Origin of the sequence: Micromonospora sp. WMMA1947, assembly GCF_027497355.1 — a bacterium.
Classification (GTDB): domain Bacteria; phylum Actinomycetota; class Actinomycetes; order Mycobacteriales; family Micromonosporaceae; genus Micromonospora.
This window is the reverse complement of the sequence record NZ_CP114909.1, coordinates 5,301,567-5,318,856: the sequence shown is the minus strand read 5'-3', so window position 1 is coordinate 5,318,856 and position 17,290 is coordinate 5,301,567. Positions and strand designations below refer to the sequence as shown.

The window sequence follows — 17,290 nt, the reverse complement described above, 5'->3', positions numbered from 1 at the left end:
GCTGCCCATCGGAGGCTCCGGGCGGCTAATGTCTCATCATGGAGCGGCGAATCTTCGGCCTCGAAACCGAGTACGGCGTCACCTGCACCTATCGCGGGCAACGCCGACTGTCCCCCGACGAGGTCGCGCGGTACCTGTTCCGGCGGGTGGTGTCGTGGGGCCGGTCGAGCAACGTGTTCCTCCGCAACGGCGCCCGCCTCTATCTCGATGTCGGTTCGCACCCGGAGTACGCGACTCCGGAGTGCGACTCGGTGACCGACCTGGTGGCCCACGACCGGGCCGGTGAGCGGATCCTGGAGGGGCTGCTCGTCGATGCGGAGAAGCGGCTGCACGACGAGGGCATCGCGGGCGAGATCTACCTGTTCAAGAACAACACCGACTCGGCCGGCAACTCGTACGGCTGCCACGAGAACTACCTGGTGTCCCGGCACGGCGAGTTCGGCCGGCTGGCCGACGTGCTCATCCCGTTCCTGGTCACCCGGCAGCTGATCTGCGGCGCGGGCAAGGTGCTGCAGACGCCGCGCGGCGCCGTCTACTGCCTGTCCCAGCGGGCCGAGCACATCTGGGAGGGCGTCTCCTCGGCGACCACCCGCAGCCGGCCGATCATCAACACCCGGGACGAGCCGCACGCGGACGCGGAGCGCTACCGCCGGCTGCACGTGATCGTCGGCGACTCGAACATGAACGAGGTCACCACGCTGCTGAAGGTCGGCACGGCCGACATCGTGCTGCGGATGATCGAGGCCGGCGTGGTGATGCGCGACCTGACGCTGGAGAACCCGATCCGGGCCATCCGCGAGGTGTCGCACGACATCACCGGCCGGCGCAAGGTGCGGCTGGCCTCCGGCAAGGAGGTCTCGGCGCTGGAGATCCAGCAGGAATACCTGGCCAAGGCGACGGAGTTCGTGGAGCGCCGGGGCGGCGACCAGACCGCGAAGCGGGTGGTCGAGCTGTGGGGCCGGGTGCTGCGCGCGGTCGAGACCGGCGATCTGGACCCGGTGGCCCGGGAGATCGACTGGGTCACCAAGCTGAAGCTGATCGAGCGCTACCAGCGCAAGCACGACCTGCCGTTGTCGCACCCGCGGGTGGCGCAGATGGACCTGGCCTACCACGACCTGCGGCGCGGCCGCGGCCTGTACGGGCTGCTGGAGCGTCGTCGCGAGGTGGACCGGGTGGCCACCGACCCGGAGATCTTCGAGGCGAAGGAGACGCCGCCGCAGACGACGCGGGCGCGGCTGCGCGGTGAGTTCATCCGGCACGCACAGGAGAAGCGGCGCGACTTCACCGTGGACTGGGTGCACCTGAAGCTGAACGACCAGGCGCAGCGCACGGTGCTGTGCAAGGACCCGTTCCGGGCCTACGACGAGCGGGTGGAACGGCTGATCGCCAGCATGTGATCGTGTGGGCGGCCGGTGCGCGGCACCGGCCGCCCGCCCACGGGTACGCTGGCGTCGCGATGAACACTTCCGAATCCGCCGGTGGGCCCGGCCGCGAGACGTCCTCGGACCGCGACGGCACCGAGAAGCTCAACTGGATCGACCGTCGGCGGGAGAAGATCCGCGCCGAGATCGAGCGCAACAGGCGTGGCGACTACACGGTGCCGACCTGGGTGCTCGCGGCGGCGCTGGCGCTCATCGTGGGTGCCTGGCTCGGGCTGATCATCTTCCTCGGCTGACCGCCGCGCCGGCCCGGTCCCGCGACGCCGGCCACGCGCCTGGCGGCGGGGCGCGCCGGTCAGGTCAGCAGGCCGGCGGCGTACCGGCCGGCGGCGGCCGCGGCCAGGAAGTAGGCGTGGTCGGCGTCCAGGCCCCGGCCCATCGTGGACAGGCCGACCGGGCTCGCCCGCAGCGCCGCGTCGAGGCCCTCGGCGGGCACGGTGACGATCCGGTGGCGGTCGGCCAGCGGCGTCAGCGCCGCGGCGACCTCCGCGGCCAGGCCGGGGTCGAGACCGTCCGGCACGACCAGCTCCGCGGGGGCCAGCGCGACCCGGCCGTACGCGGTGAGGCTGTGGTGGGAGACGCCACGGTGCCGGGGCCGGGCGTCGGCGTTGGAGATGCGCAGCGAGCCGACCGGGCGCCCGCCCAGCGTGGCGATCGCGTTCACCGCCTCGCCGACGGCGACGCCGGAGAAGCCCCAGCGGGTGCCGGTGCCGAGGTTGCCGGGGCCCTGGGCGACGATGGCCAGGTCGGCGCCGAGCACGTGCCGCGCGGCGAGCAGGCCGCTGTGCAGCGTGCTCGCCTCCAGGTCGCCGCCGAACGCCTGGCCCACGCTCACCGTGCCGGCGAGGTGCCCGGCCAGGCCGGCCAGGGTGCGGGAGAACCAGGCCGGCAGCGCCCCGCCGTCGGTGAGCACGTACGCGACCCGGGCGTCGGGCGCGTCGGCGCGTACCCCGGCCAGGATCGCCGGCAGCGCGGAGTGCAGATCGGCGGTGACCACGGGCATGCCGTCGACCGAGTCGGCGGCGGCGAGCCGGTCGTGGTGCGGTGATGCCTCCTCGTCCACGCCGAGCAGGATCGGCTGCAGCGGCGTGTAGCGGGCCTTCACCAGGTGCCCGGCGTCGCGGTTGTCGCCGGCCTGCGGCGGGTCCGGGGGCAGCCGGTCGGGCAGCGCCACGACCAGCGCGTAGCCGCCGGTGCCGAGGCCCATCAGCAGCGCACCGGCGTTGAGGAGCACCCGGTCGCCGGGTTCCGGCTCACCGACCAGGGCCGGGTAGGCCAGGGCGCGCATCCGGACGCCGTCGGGCAGCTCGACGTCGAGTTCGGCAGCGCCGGCCCACCGTCGCCGTACCGCCGTGACCGTGCCGGACCGCCATCGCACCATGCGGTGCACGGTATCGGCCGCCGCCGCGACGACGCCCGGGCGGGGTCAGGGGTTCCGGTCGTCGAGCGGGCGGCCCGCCTCGTCCTGGGTGGTGCGGGCGGTCCGGCCGGCCGAACGGGACCGGGTGGGGTCGAGGAAGACGTACCCGATCTCCGGGAAGTGGCCGGTGAGCCGGCGTTCGGCCTCGTCGGCGGCGGCCTCGATGTCGGCGCCGGTGGCGTCGTCCCGGAAGTCGACCTTGGCGGCGACGAGGATGTCGTCGGGGCCGAGGAACATGGTCATCAGCGTGTCGACCCGGTCCACGGTCGGGACGTCCGCCAGCTCCCGTTCGATGCGCCGGTGCAGCCGGTCGGAGACGGAGCGGCCGACCAGCAGCGAGATGTTGCTGCGGGCCAGGACGACGGCGACGACCAGCAGCAGCACGCCGATGAGGATCGAGGCGATCCCGTCGTACAGCTCGTCGCCGGTCAGGTGCGACAGGGTGAGCCCGCCGGCGGCGATCAGCAGGCCGATCAGCGCGGCGCTGTCCTCCAGGAAGACCGCCTTGACGGTGGTGTCGGCGGTCAGGCGCAGGTAGCGGCGCGGGGTGGTGCCCCAGCGGCGCGACTCGCCGCGCACCTGCCGGACCGCCCGGGCCAGCGACACCGACTCGATCGCGAAGGAGACCGCCAGCACCACGTACGCGACGAGGTACTCGCCGCTGTGCTCGTGCACCAGGATGCTGGTGACGCCGTGGGTGACGGCGAAGCCCGCCCCGGCGACGAAGGTGAACAGCGCGGCGAGGAACGCCCAGACGTAGCTCTCCTTGCCGTACCCGAAGGGGTGCCGGGTGTCGGCGGGCCGTGCGCCCCGGCGCAGCGCCAGGTAGAGCAGCACCTCGGTGGTGGTGTCGGCGAGCGAGTGCGCGGCCTCGGACAGCATCGCCGCGGAGCCGGAGAGCAGGCCCGCGACCAGCTTGGCGACGGCGATGGCGAGGTTCGCCGCGCCGGCCACCACGACGGTGCCGACGCTCTCGGTCTTGACCTCCGGTTCCGCCATGCGATCACCCTATGACCGGTCGATGCCCGCCGCCGGTCGGGAAGACACCCGCGCCGCGCCGCGCGGGTGCCCGCGCGCCACGCGCGGGCTGCTAGCGTTTGCACGTGTCCCGGACCCGTACCGAACGCCTGGTCAACCTGGTGATCTGTCTGCTGTCGACGCGACGGTTCCTGACCGCCGCGCAGATCGCCGCGACCGTGCCCGGCTACGAGCACGACCCGGACGACGCGAAGGACCACGAGGCGTTCCAGCGCAAGTTCGAGCGCGACAAGGCCGAGCTGCGTGAGCTGGGGGTGCCGCTGGAGACCGGCACGGCGAGCGTCTTCGACGCCGAGCCGGGCTACCGGATCGCGCCACGCGCCTACGCGTTGCCCGACATCCCGCTCGAACCGGACGAAGCAGCAGCGGTGGGCATCGCCGCCCGGCTGTGGCAGCACGCCGGGCTGGCCGCCGCCGCGTCGTCGGGGCTGGCGAAGCTGCGCGCCGCCGGCATCGACGTCGATCCGCAGGCCACGCTGGGCCTGGAACCGATGGTCACCGTCGACCCGGCGTTCGCGCCGCTCACCGCCGCCGCGCGGGACCGGCGCGAGGTCAGGTTCGACTACCGCGTGCCGGACCGCGACGCGCCCACCCGCCGCCGGGTCCAGCCGTGGGGCGTGGTCTGCTGGCGCGGCCGGTGGTACGTCGTCGGCCACGACCTGGACCGCGACGCGACCCGCTGCTTCCGGTTGTCCCGGGTGGTCGGCGCCGTCCGGGCCACCGGCGAGCCGGGCGCCTACGAGCCGCCGGCCGGGGTCGACCTGATCAGCCACGTGGCCCGCTGGTCCGGTCCGGTGGAACGCACCGGCCGCGCGACGGTGCTGGCCGCTCCGGGGCGCGCCGCCGGGCTGCGCCGCTGGGCGGTGGAGTGCCAGGCCGGTCCGGACGGCGACCGGCTGGTGCTGCCGTACGCCGACGCCGACTACCTGGCCGGCCAGATCGTCGGTTACGGCCCGGACGTCCGCGTGCTGGAACCACCGGAGGTGCGGGAGGCGGTCATCCAGCGGCTCAAGGAGGTCGCCGCCCGCCACGACGAGCTGGCCGTGACCGGGGGTGCCCGGTGACCCGCCCGGCGGCCCGCGCGGGCCGTGCCTCCGCCGACCGGCTGGCCCGGCTGCTCAACCTGGTGCCCTACCTGCTGGCCCGCCCCGGCATCGAGATCGCCGAGGCGGCGCACGACCTCGGGGTGACCGAGAAGCAGCTCCGGGAGGACCTGGAACTGCTCTGGGTGTGCGGGCTGCCCGGCTACGGCCCCGGCGACCTGATCGACATGGCGTTCGACGGCGACCGGGTGACCATCACCTACGACGCCGGCATCGACCGGCCGCTGCGGCTCACCCCGGACGAGGCCCTGGCCCTGGTGGTGGCGCTGCGGATGATCGCCGAGACGCCCGGCGTGGCCAACCGGGAAGCGGTCGAGCGGGCGCTGGCCAAGATCGAGAACGCCGCCGGTGACCTGGCCGGAGCGCCGGTCGAGGTCCGCCTGCCCGGAGACAGCGCACGGGTACGCGAGCTGCGCGCCGCCGTCGAGCGCGGCCGGGCGCTGCGGATCACCTACTACACGGCGGCCCGGGACGAGACCACCGAACGCACCATCGACCCGCTGCGGATGCTGATGGTCGGCGGCCGGGCCTACGTGGAGGCGTGGTGCCGCCGCGCCGAGGGCGTGCGGCTCTTCCGGGCCGACCGCATCGACGCGGTGACCGAGCTGCCGGAGCAGGCGGTGGTGCCGCCGCAGGCCCGCCCGCACGATCTGCGCGACGGCGTGTTCCGTCCGTCGGCTGACCTGCCGCTGATCACGCTGCGGATCGGGCGGGGCGAGCGGTGGATCACCGAGTACTACCCGTGCGAGCGGGTCGAGGCCGACGGCGAGCAGTGGCTGGTGTCGCTGCGCGTCACCGACATCGGATGGGCCCGGCGGTTCGTGCTCGGGCTGGGCCCGGAGGTGACGGTGGTGGCGCCGGCCGAGCTGGCCGAGCAGGTACGCGCCCAGGCCGTGGCCGCGCTCGACGCGTACGCCACCCCGACCGGCAGCGCCGACCCGGCGGCCGCCGGCGTCACCCGATAGGCTGACCGCCGTGGTGAAGTGGATCGTGCTCGGGGTCGTGCTGTTCGCGCTGGTCGTACTGGCCCTGGCGATTCGTCCGGTGGTGAGCCGCCTGCCCGGTCTGCGCCGTTCCGCGCTGGCACTGCAGCGCCGGGCGGCCGAGGCGGAGTCGCTGCGGTCGGCCGCCGAGCAGTTGCAGGCGCGGGCCGAGTCGCTCCAGGAGCGGTCGATGCTCGCGCAGGAGCGGATCGCGTTGATCAAGGCCAAGCGCAGCGACTGATCGACGACCGTCGGCCCGGGTGAGCGTCGTTTGCGCGTAACCGGGCGGTTGCGCGCAGAAATGCGCGGACCTGGACGGTTGACGGGACACTTCGGGTTGGTCGAAACTTCACCGATCGGGCCCGCACCGGCAGGCCCGCGGGGGTGGCAAGCCGCTGCGACACACGTACGATGGGCGACGACCACCCCTCACCGACACAGAGCGACTGGAGCTTCCCATGGGTGCCCTCAAGCCGTGGCACATCGCCGTACTCGTGGTCGTGCTGATCCTGCTGTTCGGCGCGAAGCGGCTCCCCGACGCGGCCCGCTCGCTGGGCCGTTCGCTGCGGATCATCAAGGCGGAGACCAAGAGCCTGCACGACGACGACCGCGACCTCGCCGAGAAGGCCGACGCGCAGGCCGGCTACCAGCCGCTTTCGCCGCAGCAGCCGGTGCAGGGGCAGCCGTACGCCCCGGGCCAGCAGCAGTACACGCAGCAGCCGTACGCCCCGCAGCCGCAGCAGCCCATGGCCCCGCCGGCCGACCCGGTGCAGCGCGTCCGCGAGAACTGATCCGAGAGGGCCCCAACCACCGTGGCCTTCGGGTTGAAGAAGCGCGGCCCGAGCAACTTCGCGCGGGCCGCCGACGGCTCGATGACGCTCATGGAGCACATCCGTGAGCTACGTAATCGGCTGTTCCGGGCGTCGCTGGCGATCCTGGTCGGCTTCGGCTTCGGCATCTGGCTGGCCACGCCGGTCCGGACGTTGCTGTCGAAGCCCTACTGCGACCTGCCGCAGTCGATCGATCCGGAAACCGGCAAGTGCCTGTTCGTGCAGCTCGGCGTCGCCGACGTCTTCCTGCTGAACCTCAAGATCGGTCTCTGGGTCGGTCTGATCATCGCCGCGCCGATCTGGCTCTACCAGCTCTGGGCGTTCATCGCGCCCGGCCTGCACCGGCACGAGCGGCGCTACGCGTACGTCTTCACCGCCCTGGCGGCCCCGCTGTTCGCGGCCGGCGCGGTGCTGGCGTTCTTCGTCACCACCAAGGGACTGGAGTTCCTGCTCAACGTCTCCGGCGACGACATCTCGACCAACCTCGAGGTGACCCGCTACATCTCGTTCGTCACGAACCTGATCCTGCTGTTCGGGGTGGCGTTCGAGTTCCCGCTGATCGTGCTGATGCTCAACTTTGTCGGCCTGGCCAGCGCCAAGCGGCTGCTGAGCTGGTGGCGGGTGGCGGTGTTCGTGTTCTTCGCGTTCGCCGCGGTGGTCACGCCGACGCCCGACCCGTTCGGCATGACGGCGCTGGCGATCTGTCTCTGCTTGCTCTACTTCGCCGCGGTGGGGGTGGCGTTCCTCAACGACAGGCGGCGCGGTCGCGGGCGTGAGACCTACGCCGGCATCGCCGACGACGAGGTGTCACCGCTTGACCTGTCGACCGAGCCGGTGCCCGCCGGAGGCCGAATCGAGGCGTCCGAGCCGATCGGCGCGCCCGAACCGGTCGCCGCCCCGAGGCCGATCGAGCGCCGCTTCGACGACATGACCTGACCGACCCCGCGCACGTCCGGACGCCGTCCCCGCCACACGGGGACGGCGTCCGCGTTTCCGCAGCCGCCCCTCGCCGCCGCGCCGAGGACCCGGCACCCTGCCCTCCGCCAACCTTGAACTCGATGCCCGCGCGACGGCCCGCCCTTACGTTGATCATGGACTTGCTGCCCCTCGGATGACCGGTTTCCGTACTTTGCCCGGGCAGGAAGTGCAAGATCGCCGGGGCCGGGCCGGGCCGGGCCGGGGCCGGGGCCGGGGGCGGGGCGGGGGCGGGGCGGGGGTCAGGTGATGCGGCGGGCTGCTTCGGGCGGGGCGGCGGGGACCGCGTCGGGGTGGAGGATGGCGGCTATCGTTTCGGCGCCGTCTACCAGGCGGGGGGCGGCGCGCACGATCAGCCCGTCCGCGTCCAGCGCCCACACCTGTGCGCCGGGGAAGTGCCCGGCCACCGCGGAGGCCTGCTCGGCGGCGCTGTCGAGACGGAACCCGCACGGCGCCACCAGCACCACCTCGGGGCGAGCCGCTCGCAGCGCCTCCCAGGTGGTCGGGCCGGACCGGGCGCCGCGGTGGGTGCCCACCGGCTCACCGCCTGCCACGTCGACCAGGTCGGGAATCCAGTGCCCGGCGCCGAACGGCGGGTCCACCCATTCGACCACCGCGACCCGTGGCCGGGGCCGGCCCGCCACCGCCGCACGGACCGCCGCGAGCCGGGCCCACAGGCCGTCGACGAGGGCCTCCGCGCGATCCGGCACCCGGGCCGCCGCGCCCACCGCCCGGATCGACTCCAGCACGTCGTCCAGGGTGTACGGGTCCAGCGACAGCACGTCCGCCCGGCACCCCAGGTGCGCCACCGCGTCGGCGACCCGGCCCGAGGGCAGCGCGCAGACGCGGCACAGGTCCTGGGTGAGGATCAGGTCCGGGTCCAGCCCGGCCAGCGCCCCGGAGTGCAGCGTGTAGAGGTCCGCGCCGGCCGCGACCTGCGCCTTGACGTACGCGTCGATGTCGCCGGGACTCATGCCCCGGGTGTCCCGGCCGCCGACGACCACAGTGGTGCCCGACCGGTACGCCGGGGGCACCTCGCACTCGAAGGTGACGCCGACGAGGTCGTCGCCGAGACCGAGCGCGTACACGATCTCGGTGGCGGAGGGGAGCAGGGAGACCAGCCGCATGCCGCCATCATGCCGGTCGCGCGGATCGCCCGGTGCGCGGGCACATCGGGTCGCCCTCGGGCCTTGCCGGGACGCCGTACGCGCTTAGACTCTGCTGACTCCGCCGAGCCCCCCGGGCGGTGTGCCGGGGTGCGTCGGCGCCCCGTTCCGGTCAGCCCGTCTGACCTGTGCACCGGAGAACCCGATGAAGAGCCGTACCGCCGCCGTCCTGACCCTCCTCTGCGCGGCCACCGCGCTCACCGCCTGCGGTGACGACGAGCCCGCGCCGAAAGGCCAGCAGGTGCCGGTGACCGCCACCGACACCAGTTGCGAGGTCACCACCACGCTGTTCACCCCGGGCACTGTCACCTTCACCGTGACCAACCGGGGTCAGCAGGCCACCGGCGTCTACGTCTACGGCCGGGAGGGTGACGCCTTCACCAAGGTGATCGCCGAGGTCGCGGACGTGCCGGCGGGCCGCACCGGCGACCTGCGTGCCTCGCTGCAGACCGGCACGTACGAGGTGGCCTGCAAGCCCGGCCGGCAGGGCGACGGCGTGCGCACGAAGATCACCGTGTCGGACGACGGCAACCTCGCCAGCGCCGCGGCCGAGGTGGCCTACGACCGGTCGGTGGCCATCGAGCTGACCGACGACGCGATGACCGGTGTGGACGCCCTGATCGCCGAGCCCGGCGAGAAGCTCGCGTTCAAGGTGACGAACAAGACCGCCGGAGCCCGGACGCTGTACGTGCTCAACCCCGACGGCAAGCGGGTCGCCGAGATGAAGGCCGAGGCGAACGGCACCGCCGAGACGGTGGTGACGCTCGGCGCGGCCGGGGACTGGTCGCTGAAGGTCAAGGGCGACGGCGTGCCGTCGGTCAGCAAGCGGCTGGTGGTGCGCTGAGGCGGCCGCGAAAACGCGTCGATCCGGCTGCATCCACCGGGGACGGTGCGGGCGAAGCAATGGTCGTGACGACAGTCACGGACCTGGTCGCTTCGACGAAAGGCTCCCCGATGAACATCGCTCGTCTCGCCGCCCGGCTCGCCGTGGGCGCCACGGCCGCGGCGGTGGCCACCACCGCCGTCGCCGTGCCCGCCCAGGCCGGCGCCAAGCAGCCGGGTACGCGGTCGCTGGCCGCCGTGCTCACCGCGGACAAGAGCGGCTTCGACCGCAACCCGTGGGACTTCGACGTGCTCACGAAGGCGGTCCTGACGGTGCTGCAGGCCAAGCCGGACTCGCCGGTGAAGGTGCTCACCGACGGCAACGTCGCGCTCACCGCGTTCGTGCCGAACGACTACGCGTTCCGCGAGCTGGTCCGGGACATCACCGCCGCGAAGAAGCTGCCGGGCGAGAAGGCCGCGTTCGACGCGGTCGCCGGCCTCGGCGTGGACACCGTGGAGGATGTCCTGCTCTACCACGTCGTGCCCGGCGCGACGATCGACCGCAAGGCGGCGCTGAAGGCCGACGGCGCGGACCTGACCACCGCGCTCGGCGCCACCGTCGAGGTGGACGTGAAGCACTACTGGTTCGGCCGGCAGGTGCGCCTGGTCGACGCCGACACCAGCGACCGCAACGCCAAGGTGGTGCGGTACGACATCAACAAGGGCAACAAGCAGATCGCCCACGCGGTGGACCGGGTGCTGCGCCCGATCGACCTGCCCTGAACCACCCCCGCGACGGCGCCCGGCACCCCCTGCCGGGCGCCGTCGGCGTGCGCCGGCCGCATGTCCGCGACGTCGCTCTGGTGACCTGCGGGACCTGTGCCGTACGGTGCTCGCCGTGACCGCGCACGATCATGTCCCGCCCGGCCCCGTCGCCGTGCTCGCCAACCCGACCGCGGGCCGGGGGCGGCACCGCGGTCTGCTGCCCGGCATCCTGGAGCGCCTCGCCGGAGCGGGCCGCCCGGTCGAGTTGCTGCGCGCGCGTACCCCCGGGGAGGCGGAGGCGGCGTGCCACGCCGCGGTCGCCGGCGGCGCCGGGGCGCTCGTCGCGGTGGGCGGCGACGGCACGATGCACCGCGCGTTGCAGGCGGTCGCCGGCACCGCCGTGCCGTTCGGGCCGGTCCCGGCGGGCACCGGCAACGACTTCGCCGTGGACACCGGATTCCCGGCCGACCCCATGGCCGCCGTCGAGGTGATCACCGCGGCGCTCGCCGCCGGCCGTTCCCGCCCGGTCGACCTGGCGCGGCTGTCCCGGCCCGGCGAGGCCGACCGCTGGTTCGGGGCGGTGCTCGCGGCCGGCTTCGACGCGATCGTCAACGAACGCGCCAACCGGATGCGCTGGCCGCGCGGCCCCCGCCGGTACGACCTGGCGATCGTGGTGGAGCTGGCCCGGCTGCGACCACGCCGCTACCGGCTGGTCCTCGACGGACAGGCGCAGGAGGTCGACGCGGTGCTGGTCGCGGTGGGAAACACGGCCAGCTACGGCGGCGGCATGCGGATCTGCCCGGACGCCGACCCGCACGACGGCCTGCTGGACGTGGTGGTGGGCGGACGGTTCGACAGGCGCACGCTGATGCGGGTCAAGCCGCAGATCTACCAGGGCACCCACGTCACGCACCCGCTGGCGCGCGTCTACCGGGCGCGGACGGTGGAGCTGGCCGCCGAGGGCATCACCACGTACGCCGACGGGGAGCGCTCCCTCGACCTGCCGGTGACCGTCACTGCCGTGCCGGCGGCGCTGCGGCTGCTGCGCTGACCACCGGCGCATCCGCGGCACCCGGCGGGCCGGCAACGGCCGGCGGCGCGGGTGAAGGCGGCGCGGGCGGAGGCGGAGGCGCTGCTGGAGGCGGCGCGGCGGCGCGGACCGCGCCGGCGCTCGCGGCGACCACGAGCGCGATGGCGAGCACCTCGACCGGGCGCAGCGCCTGCCCGAGCACCAGCCAGCCGGCCACCGCGGCGATCGCCGGTCCGAGGCTCATCATCACCGCGAACGTCGCCGTCGGCAGCCGCCGCAACGCGGCCAGCTCCAGGCTGTACGGCAGCACCGACGCGAGCAGCGCCAGCCCGGCGCCGAGCCCCAGCACCACCGGGTCGGCCAGCCGGCCACCGCCGTCGGCCAGCCCGAACGGCAGCGTCAGCAGCGCCGCGACGGTCAGCGCGAGGGCGAGCCCGTCCGCGCCGGGGAACCGCGCGCCGATGCGCGCCGAGCAGACGATGTACGCGGCCCACATGGCACCCGCCGTGAGGGCCAGGGCGGCGCCGGCCGGGTCGAGCCGGTCGAACCCGCCCTGGCCGAGCAGGACCACCCCGGCCAGTGCCAGCGCGGCCCAGCACCAGGCGGCCACCCGGCGCGCGGCGATCACCGACAGCGCCAGCGGCCCGAGCACCTCCAGGGTGACGGCCGGGCCGAGCGGGATCCGCTCGATCGCCTGGTAGAAGATCGAGTTCATGCCGGCCAGGGCCAGCCCGAACGCCAGCACCGAGGCCCAGTCGCGGCGTCCGTACCCGCGTACCCGGGGGCGGCAGACCACGAGCATCAGCAGGGCGCCGATGGTCAGCCGCAGCGTCACCGCCCCGGCCACCCCGGTACGCGGGAACAGCAGCGCGGCCAGCGCGGAGCCGAACTGCACCGACAGGGCCCCGCCGAGCACCAGCGCGACCCCGCCGAGCCGTCCCGGCGCACGCGGCGGCAAGGGGTGGGCACCGGTCATGCCCCTGACGGTAGCCGGTGCGCCGCGACGCGTTTGCGCCGCTGGGGGGTGTTCTCAGACGGCCCCGGCCAGGTCCAGCACCGCGCCGAGTCCGTTCGGGCGGCCCGCGTCGGCGCAGGGCAGCACCAGCACCCCGCACCCGGCCGCCACCGCGCCCGCGTCGGCCGGGGTGTCGCCCACCATGAGGGTGCGCTCCGGGTCGACGCCGAGCATCCCGCAGGCCCGCAGGAAGATGCCCGGGTCCGGCTTGCAGCGCCCCACCTCGTACGACAGCGCGTACGCGTCGACGAGCGCGTCGAGGTCCCAGGCGGCGAACAGCGGCCGCAGGTCGAAGCCGATGTTGCTGACCACTGCCACCTTCACCCCGGCGGACCGCAGCGCACCCAGCACCGGTGCCGTATCCGGGTACGGCACCCAGCCCTCGGGCACCAGCACCCGCTCGTAGAGCGCGTCGGCGAACCCGTCGATGCCGGTGTCCACGGTCTCGGCCAGCCCGGTGTACGCGCCCCGGTGCGCGTGCGGGTACAGGTCACGGTCGGCCCACAGCTCGGCCAGCCGGGGCGGCACCCGCGCCGGCAGCGGGCCACCGGCACGCCCGGCGGTGAGCAGCCGGTCGGCGAGCGAGGTGGCCCGGATCCGGTCCAGTTCGACGCCGCAGGCGGCCGCGGCGGCGAGCACCCAGTCCAGCGGCTCCTCCACCTGGGCGAGGGTGCCGTGGAAGTCGAAGAGCACCGCCTCCACGGGCCGGCGGGACGGGCCCGGGCGGACGGCGTCGTCGGCGCCGCTCGAGACGTGGGGCAGTTCGGTACGGTCCGGCACGTCGTGCACCCTACCGACCGCTCCGACCGTCCTGCCGGATGGCCTTGACCGGTACTCCTCGGCGGCACCGATTAATCTTGGATCCATGTCGAGCCCCGCCGAGCGGTACGCCGCGGCGCGCCGCCGGGCCGCGCAGGCCTCCGCCTTCCCGGCCCTGGACGAATTCTCCCTAGATCTCGGGTTCGATCTCGACGACTTCCAGCGCGAGGCGTGCGAGGCGCTGGAGCGGGGCAGCGGCGTGCTGGTCTGCGCCCCCACCGGCGCCGGCAAGACCGTGGTGGGCGAGTTCGCGGTGCACCTGGCGCTGCGCGGCCGGCCCGGCGGCGACGCGCCCGCGACCCGGCGCAAGTGCTTCTACACCACGCCGATCAAGGCGCTGTCCAACCAGAAGTACCACGACCTGGTGGACCGCTACGGCGCCGCGCACGTCGGCCTGCTCACCGGCGACAACGCGATCAACGGGGACGCGCCGGTGGTGGTGATGACCACCGAGGTGCTGCGCAACATGCTCTACGCCGGCTCGGCCACCCTCGAGGGCCTGGCGTACGTGGTGATGGACGAGGTCCACTACCTGGCCGACCGGTTCCGCGGCGGGGTCTGGGAAGAGGTGATCATCCACCTGCCGGAGTCGGTCACGCTGGTGTCGCTGTCGGCCACCGTCTCCAACGCCGAGGAGTTCGCCGACTGGCTGGTCACCGTGCGCGGCGAGACCGCCGTGGTGGTCTCCGAGCACCGCCCGGTACCGCTGTGGCAGCACATGCTCGTCGGCAAGCGGATGTTCGACCTGTTCCACGACGCCGACGCCGCCCGCAAGCACGACGTGCACCCCGAGCTGCTGCGCTACACCCGCGACACGATGCGGCGCCTGGAACTGGGCGAGGGCCGCAGCGCCGGCCCCGGCGGCGGGCGGCGCGGCCCCCGCTGGCGTGGCCCGATGCGCCCGGACGTCGTCGACCGGCTCGACCGGGAAGGGCTGCTCCCGGCCATCCTGTTCATCTTCAGCCGCGCCGGCTGCGACGCCGCCGTGCAGCAGTGCCTCGCCGCCGGGCTGCGCCTCACCTCCCCGGACGAACGCGCCGAGATCCGCCGGGTGGTCGAGTCGCGGGTCACCGCCATCCCCGGCGAGGACCTGTCCGTGCTCGGCTACTGGGAGTGGCTGGACGGGCTGGAGCGGGGCCTGGCCGCGCACCACGCCGGCATGCTCCCGGCGTTCAAGGAGGTCGTCGAGGAGCTGTTCGTCCGCGGGCTGGTCAAGGCCGTCTTCGCCACCGAGACGCTCGCGCTGGGCATCAACATGCCGGCCCGCTGCGTGGTGCTGGAACGCCTGGTCAAGTTCAACGGCGAGGCCCACGTCGACCTCACCCCCGGCGAGTACACCCAGCTCACCGGCCGGGCCGGCCGCCGGGGCATCGACGTGGAGGGCCACGCGGTGGTGGTCTGGTCGCCGGAGACCGACCCCCGGCACGTCGCCGGGCTCGCCTCCACGCGCACCTATCCGCTGCGCTCCAGCTTCCGGCCCTCGTACAACATGGCGGTCAACCTGGTCGGCAGCGTCGGCGCGGCGCCGGCCCGGGAACTGCTGGAGTCCTCGTTCGCGCAGTTCCAGGCCGACCGGTCGGTGGTCGGCCTGGCCCGGCAGGTGCAGCGCAACACCGAGACGATCGAGGCGTACGGCGCGGAGGCCGCCTGCCACCACGGCGACTTCGACGAGTACTTCGCGCTGCGGGTGGCGATCGCCGACCGGGAACGCGCCATCGCCCGGCAGGGCCAGACCCAGCGCAAGGCGGCGGCCGTGGCCTCGCTGGAGCGGCTGCGGGTCGGTGACGTGATCCGGGTGCCGTCCGGGCGGCGAGCCGGCCTGGCGGTGGTGCTGGACCCGGCCACCGGCGGGTTCGGCGAGCCCCGGCCGCTGGTCCTCACCCAGGACCGCTGGGCCGGGCGGGTCACCCCCGGCGACTTCACCACTCCGGCCGAGGTGCTCACCCGGATCCGGGTGCCGAAGCACTTCAACCACCGTTCGCCCGCGGCCCGGCGGGATCTGGCCGCGGCGGTCAGCGGCACCGGCCTGGACCGGCACGGCGGGCGGCGGGGCGGCCGGTCCCGTCAGGCGGCGGGGGAGGACCACCGGCTCAGCCAGCTCCGCGTCGAGCTGCGCGCGCACCCGTGCCACGCCTGCCCGGACCGGGAGGAGCACGCCCGCTGGGCGGAGCGCCGGCGCCGGCTGGAACGCGACACCGAGGAGCTGCGTCAGCGGGTGTCCGGGCGGACCGGCTCGCTGGCCCGGACCTTCGACCGGATCGTCGCACTGCTGACCGCGCGCGGCTACCTGGCCGCCGACGGCGAGGTCACCGACGCCGGGCGGATGCTGGCCCGGATCTGGACCGAGGCCGACCTGCTGGTGGCCGAGTGCCTGCGCCGCCGCGTGTGGGACGGCCTGTCCCCGGCCGAGCTGGCCGCCGCCGTGTCGGTGGTGGTCTTCGAGGCCCGGCGGGACGTCGACGAGCGGGCGTCGCTGCCGCGTGGCGCGGTCGCCGACGCGGTCGACGAGACGCTCAAGCTGTGGGGGGACATCGAGGCGGACGAGGCGGCGCGCGGCCTCGCCGTGACCAGGGAGCCGGATCTCGGCTTCGCCTGGCCGATCTACCGCTGGGCGCGCGGCGAGGCGCTGGCGAAGGTGCTGGCCAGCGGCCACCAGATCGACGGGGAGATGCCGGCGGGCGACTTCGTCCGCTGGGCGCGCCAGGTGGTCGACCTGCTCGGCCAGGTCGCCGACTCCGGTGGCGCCTCCGCCGAGCTGCGTGGCACGGCCCGCCAGGCCATCGCGGCGGTCAACCGGGGTGTGCTGGCCTACCACGCCTCGGCCTGAGGATCACTTTCGGTCACGCGCGGCCGAAAACCGACGCATCGCTGCGTCACGACGCTGCCACTGCGCGAATTCTCGGGGGGTCGATGCATGCCCTGATCAGGGCCTGCCCGATCATTGCCCCCGGGCGTGCCGTGCTTCGCGCTCGGCCGAGGTGAGGGAAGGGCGTCGTGGGCGAGATCAATCACTTCGAGTACGGGTGGATCACACCCGCGCTCAGCTACGCGTTGTCGGTGCTCGGCTCGGCGCTCGGGCTGGTCTGCGCCGGGCGGATCCGGACCGCCACCAGCGGCGGGCAGCGTGCCTGGTGGGGCCTGCTCGCGGCATGGGCGCTGGGCGGCACCGCCATCTGGGCCATGCACTTCATGGCGATGCTCGGGTTCGCCGTCAGCGGCACCCGTATCCGGTACGACGTGCCGCTGACGGCCGCCAGCACGGTGATCGCGGTGGTGTCGGTCGGCATCGGGCTGTGGATCGTGGGCACCGGCCGGCTCGCCGCGCCCCGGCTGCTGGCCGGCGGGTTCTTCACCGGCGCCGGGGTGGCCGCCATGCACTACACCGGCATGGCCGCGATGCGCCTGGACGGCTCGTTCGGCTACGACCCGCTGCGGGTGACGCTCTCCGTGGTCATCGCGATCGTGGCCGCCACCGTGGCGCTCTGGCTGGCGATGACCGTCCGGCGGGTGCTCGCCATCGCCGCTTCCGCGCTGGTCATGGGCATCGCGGTGAACGGCATGCACTTCACCGGCATGAGCGCGCTGTCGGTGCACCTGCACGAGAGCCGCGGGCCGGCCTCCGGCACCGAGGTGAGCGGACTGCTGGTGCCGATCGTGCTCGCCGTGGTCTTCGGCGTGGTCGGGCTGGTCTACGCGCTGCTCGCCGCGCCGTCGGACGACGACCGCGCCGGGGCCGCGTACATCAGTTCGAGGCTCGACGACGGACCGTCCACGGCTGCCCCCGCCGAGCCGGCGCCGGACCCGGTCGGCCTGCGGGCCCGCTCGACGCTGGCGCAGCCCGGCGCTCAGTTCCCGTCGCGCCGGAGCACCGACCGCCGACCGTGA

Annotated in this window: 17 protein-coding genes; 12 read left to right on the top strand and 5 right to left on the bottom strand. The window is 74.2% G+C overall.

Annotated features, from left to right (window positions below; all coding sequences use genetic code 11):
* Positions 1 to 38: 38 nt before the first annotated feature.
* Entirely contained in the window at positions 39 to 1,397 is a 1,359-nt protein-coding gene (gene pafA / locus O7604_RS25035) for a Pup--protein ligase (RefSeq protein WP_269706444.1), read from the top strand.
* 59 nt (positions 1,398 to 1,456) lie between these two features.
* Positions 1,457 to 1,675, top strand: a complete 219-nt coding sequence (locus O7604_RS25030; protein WP_269706443.1) for a hypothetical protein — start codon at positions 1,457 to 1,459, stop codon at positions 1,673 to 1,675.
* Positions 1,676 to 1,734: 59 nt separating this feature from the next.
* Here O7604_RS25030 and O7604_RS25025 read toward each other — a convergent pair whose 3' ends face one another.
* Entirely contained in the window at positions 1,735 to 2,820 is a 1,086-nt protein-coding gene (locus O7604_RS25025) for a DUF3866 family protein (RefSeq protein ID WP_281577995.1), read from the bottom strand.
* 45 nt (positions 2,821 to 2,865) lie between these two features.
* Positions 2,866 to 3,858, bottom strand: coding sequence for a cation diffusion facilitator family transporter (locus O7604_RS25020; protein ID WP_281577994.1), 993 nt, complete (start codon positions 3,856 to 3,858; stop codon positions 2,866 to 2,868).
* 104 nt (positions 3,859 to 3,962) lie between these two features.
* On the opposite strand from O7604_RS25020, the gene O7604_RS25015 reads away from it, so the two are divergent.
* The 5 genes from O7604_RS25015 to tatC all read left to right on the top strand — a co-directional run bounded on the left by O7604_RS25015 (position 3,963) and on the right by tatC (position 7,749).
* Positions 3,963 to 4,961 (top strand): WYL domain-containing protein, encoded by a 999-nt coding sequence (locus tag O7604_RS25015; protein ID WP_269706439.1) that lies wholly within the window; start codon positions 3,963 to 3,965, stop codon positions 4,959 to 4,961.
* Positions 4,958 to 5,965, top strand: coding sequence for a YafY family protein (locus O7604_RS25010; protein ID WP_281577993.1), 1,008 nt, complete (start codon positions 4,958 to 4,960; stop codon positions 5,963 to 5,965). Before O7604_RS25015 ends, O7604_RS25010 begins: the two co-directional genes overlap by 4 nt.
* Before the next feature lie 10 nt (positions 5,966 to 5,975).
* Positions 5,976 to 6,224, top strand: a complete 249-nt coding sequence (locus tag O7604_RS25005; RefSeq protein WP_269706436.1) for a hypothetical protein — start codon at positions 5,976 to 5,978, stop codon at positions 6,222 to 6,224.
* A gap of 217 nt (positions 6,225 to 6,441) precedes the next feature.
* Positions 6,442 to 6,774: a Sec-independent protein translocase subunit TatA gene (gene tatA / locus O7604_RS25000; protein WP_269706435.1), complete on the top strand. Its 333-nt coding sequence runs from the start codon at positions 6,442 to 6,444 to the stop codon at positions 6,772 to 6,774.
* A 21-nt stretch (positions 6,775 to 6,795) separates the two neighbouring features.
* On the top strand, positions 6,796 to 7,749 hold the full coding sequence (tatC, locus tag O7604_RS24995; RefSeq protein ID WP_281577992.1) for a twin-arginine translocase subunit TatC: 954 nt from the start codon (positions 6,796 to 6,798) through the stop codon (positions 7,747 to 7,749).
* Positions 7,750 to 8,030: 281 nt separating this feature from the next.
* On the opposite strand, the gene O7604_RS24990 is transcribed toward tatC, so the two are convergent.
* Positions 8,031 to 8,915 carry an ABC transporter substrate-binding protein gene (locus O7604_RS24990; RefSeq protein WP_281577991.1) on the bottom strand — a complete coding sequence of 295 codons (885 nt, stop codon included), beginning with the start codon at positions 8,913 to 8,915 and terminating at the stop codon, positions 8,031 to 8,033.
* Between the two features lie 184 nt (positions 8,916 to 9,099).
* Here O7604_RS24990 and O7604_RS24985 point away from each other — a divergent pair, with 184 nt between their 5' ends.
* The 3 genes from O7604_RS24985 (at position 9,100) to O7604_RS24975 (ending at position 11,592) form a co-directional block, all read left to right on the top strand.
* Complete coding sequence (locus O7604_RS24985; protein WP_269706430.1) at positions 9,100 to 9,798, top strand: hypothetical protein; 699 nt, start codon at positions 9,100 to 9,102, stop codon at positions 9,796 to 9,798.
* A gap of 110 nt (positions 9,799 to 9,908) precedes the next feature.
* The gene (locus O7604_RS24980) at positions 9,909 to 10,559 is read left to right on the top strand and encodes a fasciclin domain-containing protein (RefSeq protein ID WP_281577990.1); all 651 of its coding nucleotides are present in this window, start codon (positions 9,909 to 9,911) and stop codon (positions 10,557 to 10,559) included.
* 106 nt (positions 10,560 to 10,665) lie between these two features.
* Positions 10,666 to 11,592 (top strand): diacylglycerol kinase family protein, encoded by a 927-nt coding sequence (locus O7604_RS24975; protein ID WP_269706428.1) that lies wholly within the window; start codon positions 10,666 to 10,668, stop codon positions 11,590 to 11,592.
* Here the strand turns inward: O7604_RS24975 and O7604_RS24970 are convergent.
* Together O7604_RS24970 and O7604_RS24965 are read right to left on the bottom strand one after the other, a co-directional pair.
* Positions 11,555 to 12,547 carry an EamA family transporter gene (locus O7604_RS24970; protein WP_281577989.1) on the bottom strand — a complete coding sequence of 331 codons (993 nt, stop codon included), beginning with the start codon at positions 12,545 to 12,547 and terminating at the stop codon, positions 11,555 to 11,557. The genes O7604_RS24975 and O7604_RS24970 overlap by 38 nt on opposite strands.
* 54 nt (positions 12,548 to 12,601) lie before the next feature.
* Positions 12,602 to 13,348, bottom strand: a complete 747-nt coding sequence (locus O7604_RS24965; RefSeq protein ID WP_269707094.1) for an HAD-IA family hydrolase — start codon at positions 13,346 to 13,348, stop codon at positions 12,602 to 12,604.
* Between the two features lie 103 nt (positions 13,349 to 13,451).
* On the opposite strand from O7604_RS24965, the gene O7604_RS24960 reads away from it, so the two are divergent.
* Together O7604_RS24960 and O7604_RS24955 are read left to right on the top strand one after the other, a co-directional pair.
* A complete protein-coding gene (locus O7604_RS24960; protein WP_281577988.1) occupies positions 13,452 to 16,232 on the top strand; it encodes a DEAD/DEAH box helicase in 2,781 nt (926 codons plus the stop codon).
* A gap of 167 nt (positions 16,233 to 16,399) precedes the next feature.
* On the top strand, positions 16,400 to 17,290 hold the full coding sequence (locus O7604_RS24955; RefSeq protein ID WP_269706425.1) for an MHYT domain-containing protein: 891 nt from the start codon (positions 16,400 to 16,402) through the stop codon (positions 17,288 to 17,290).

What these genes read in the sequence shown, in the direction of transcription:
- pafA (WP_269706444.1), top strand. Translation starts at nt 39, where the DNA reads ATGGAGCGGCGAATCTTCGGCCTCGAAACCGAGTACGGCGTCACCTGC.
- O7604_RS25030 (WP_269706443.1), top strand. Translation starts at nt 1,457, where the DNA reads ATGAACACTTCCGAATCCGCCGGTGGGCCCGGCCGCGAGACGTCCTCG.
- O7604_RS25025 (WP_281577995.1), bottom strand. Translation starts at nt 2,820, where the DNA reads ATGGTGCGATGGCGGTCCGGCACGGTCACGGCGGTACGGCGACGGTGG.
- O7604_RS25020 (WP_281577994.1), bottom strand. Translation starts at nt 3,858, where the DNA reads ATGGCGGAACCGGAGGTCAAGACCGAGAGCGTCGGCACCGTCGTGGTG.
- tatA (WP_269706435.1), top strand. Translation starts at nt 6,442, where the DNA reads ATGGGTGCCCTCAAGCCGTGGCACATCGCCGTACTCGTGGTCGTGCTG.
- O7604_RS24990 (WP_281577991.1), bottom strand. Translation starts at nt 8,915, where the DNA reads ATGCGGCTGGTCTCCCTGCTCCCCTCCGCCACCGAGATCGTGTACGCG.
- O7604_RS24985 (WP_269706430.1), top strand. Translation starts at nt 9,100, where the DNA reads ATGAAGAGCCGTACCGCCGCCGTCCTGACCCTCCTCTGCGCGGCCACC.
- O7604_RS24980 (WP_281577990.1), top strand. Translation starts at nt 9,909, where the DNA reads ATGAACATCGCTCGTCTCGCCGCCCGGCTCGCCGTGGGCGCCACGGCC.
- O7604_RS24970 (WP_281577989.1), bottom strand. Translation starts at nt 12,547, where the DNA reads ATGACCGGTGCCCACCCCTTGCCGCCGCGTGCGCCGGGACGGCTCGGC.
- O7604_RS24960 (WP_281577988.1), top strand. Translation starts at nt 13,452, where the DNA reads ATGTCGAGCCCCGCCGAGCGGTACGCCGCGGCGCGCCGCCGGGCCGCG.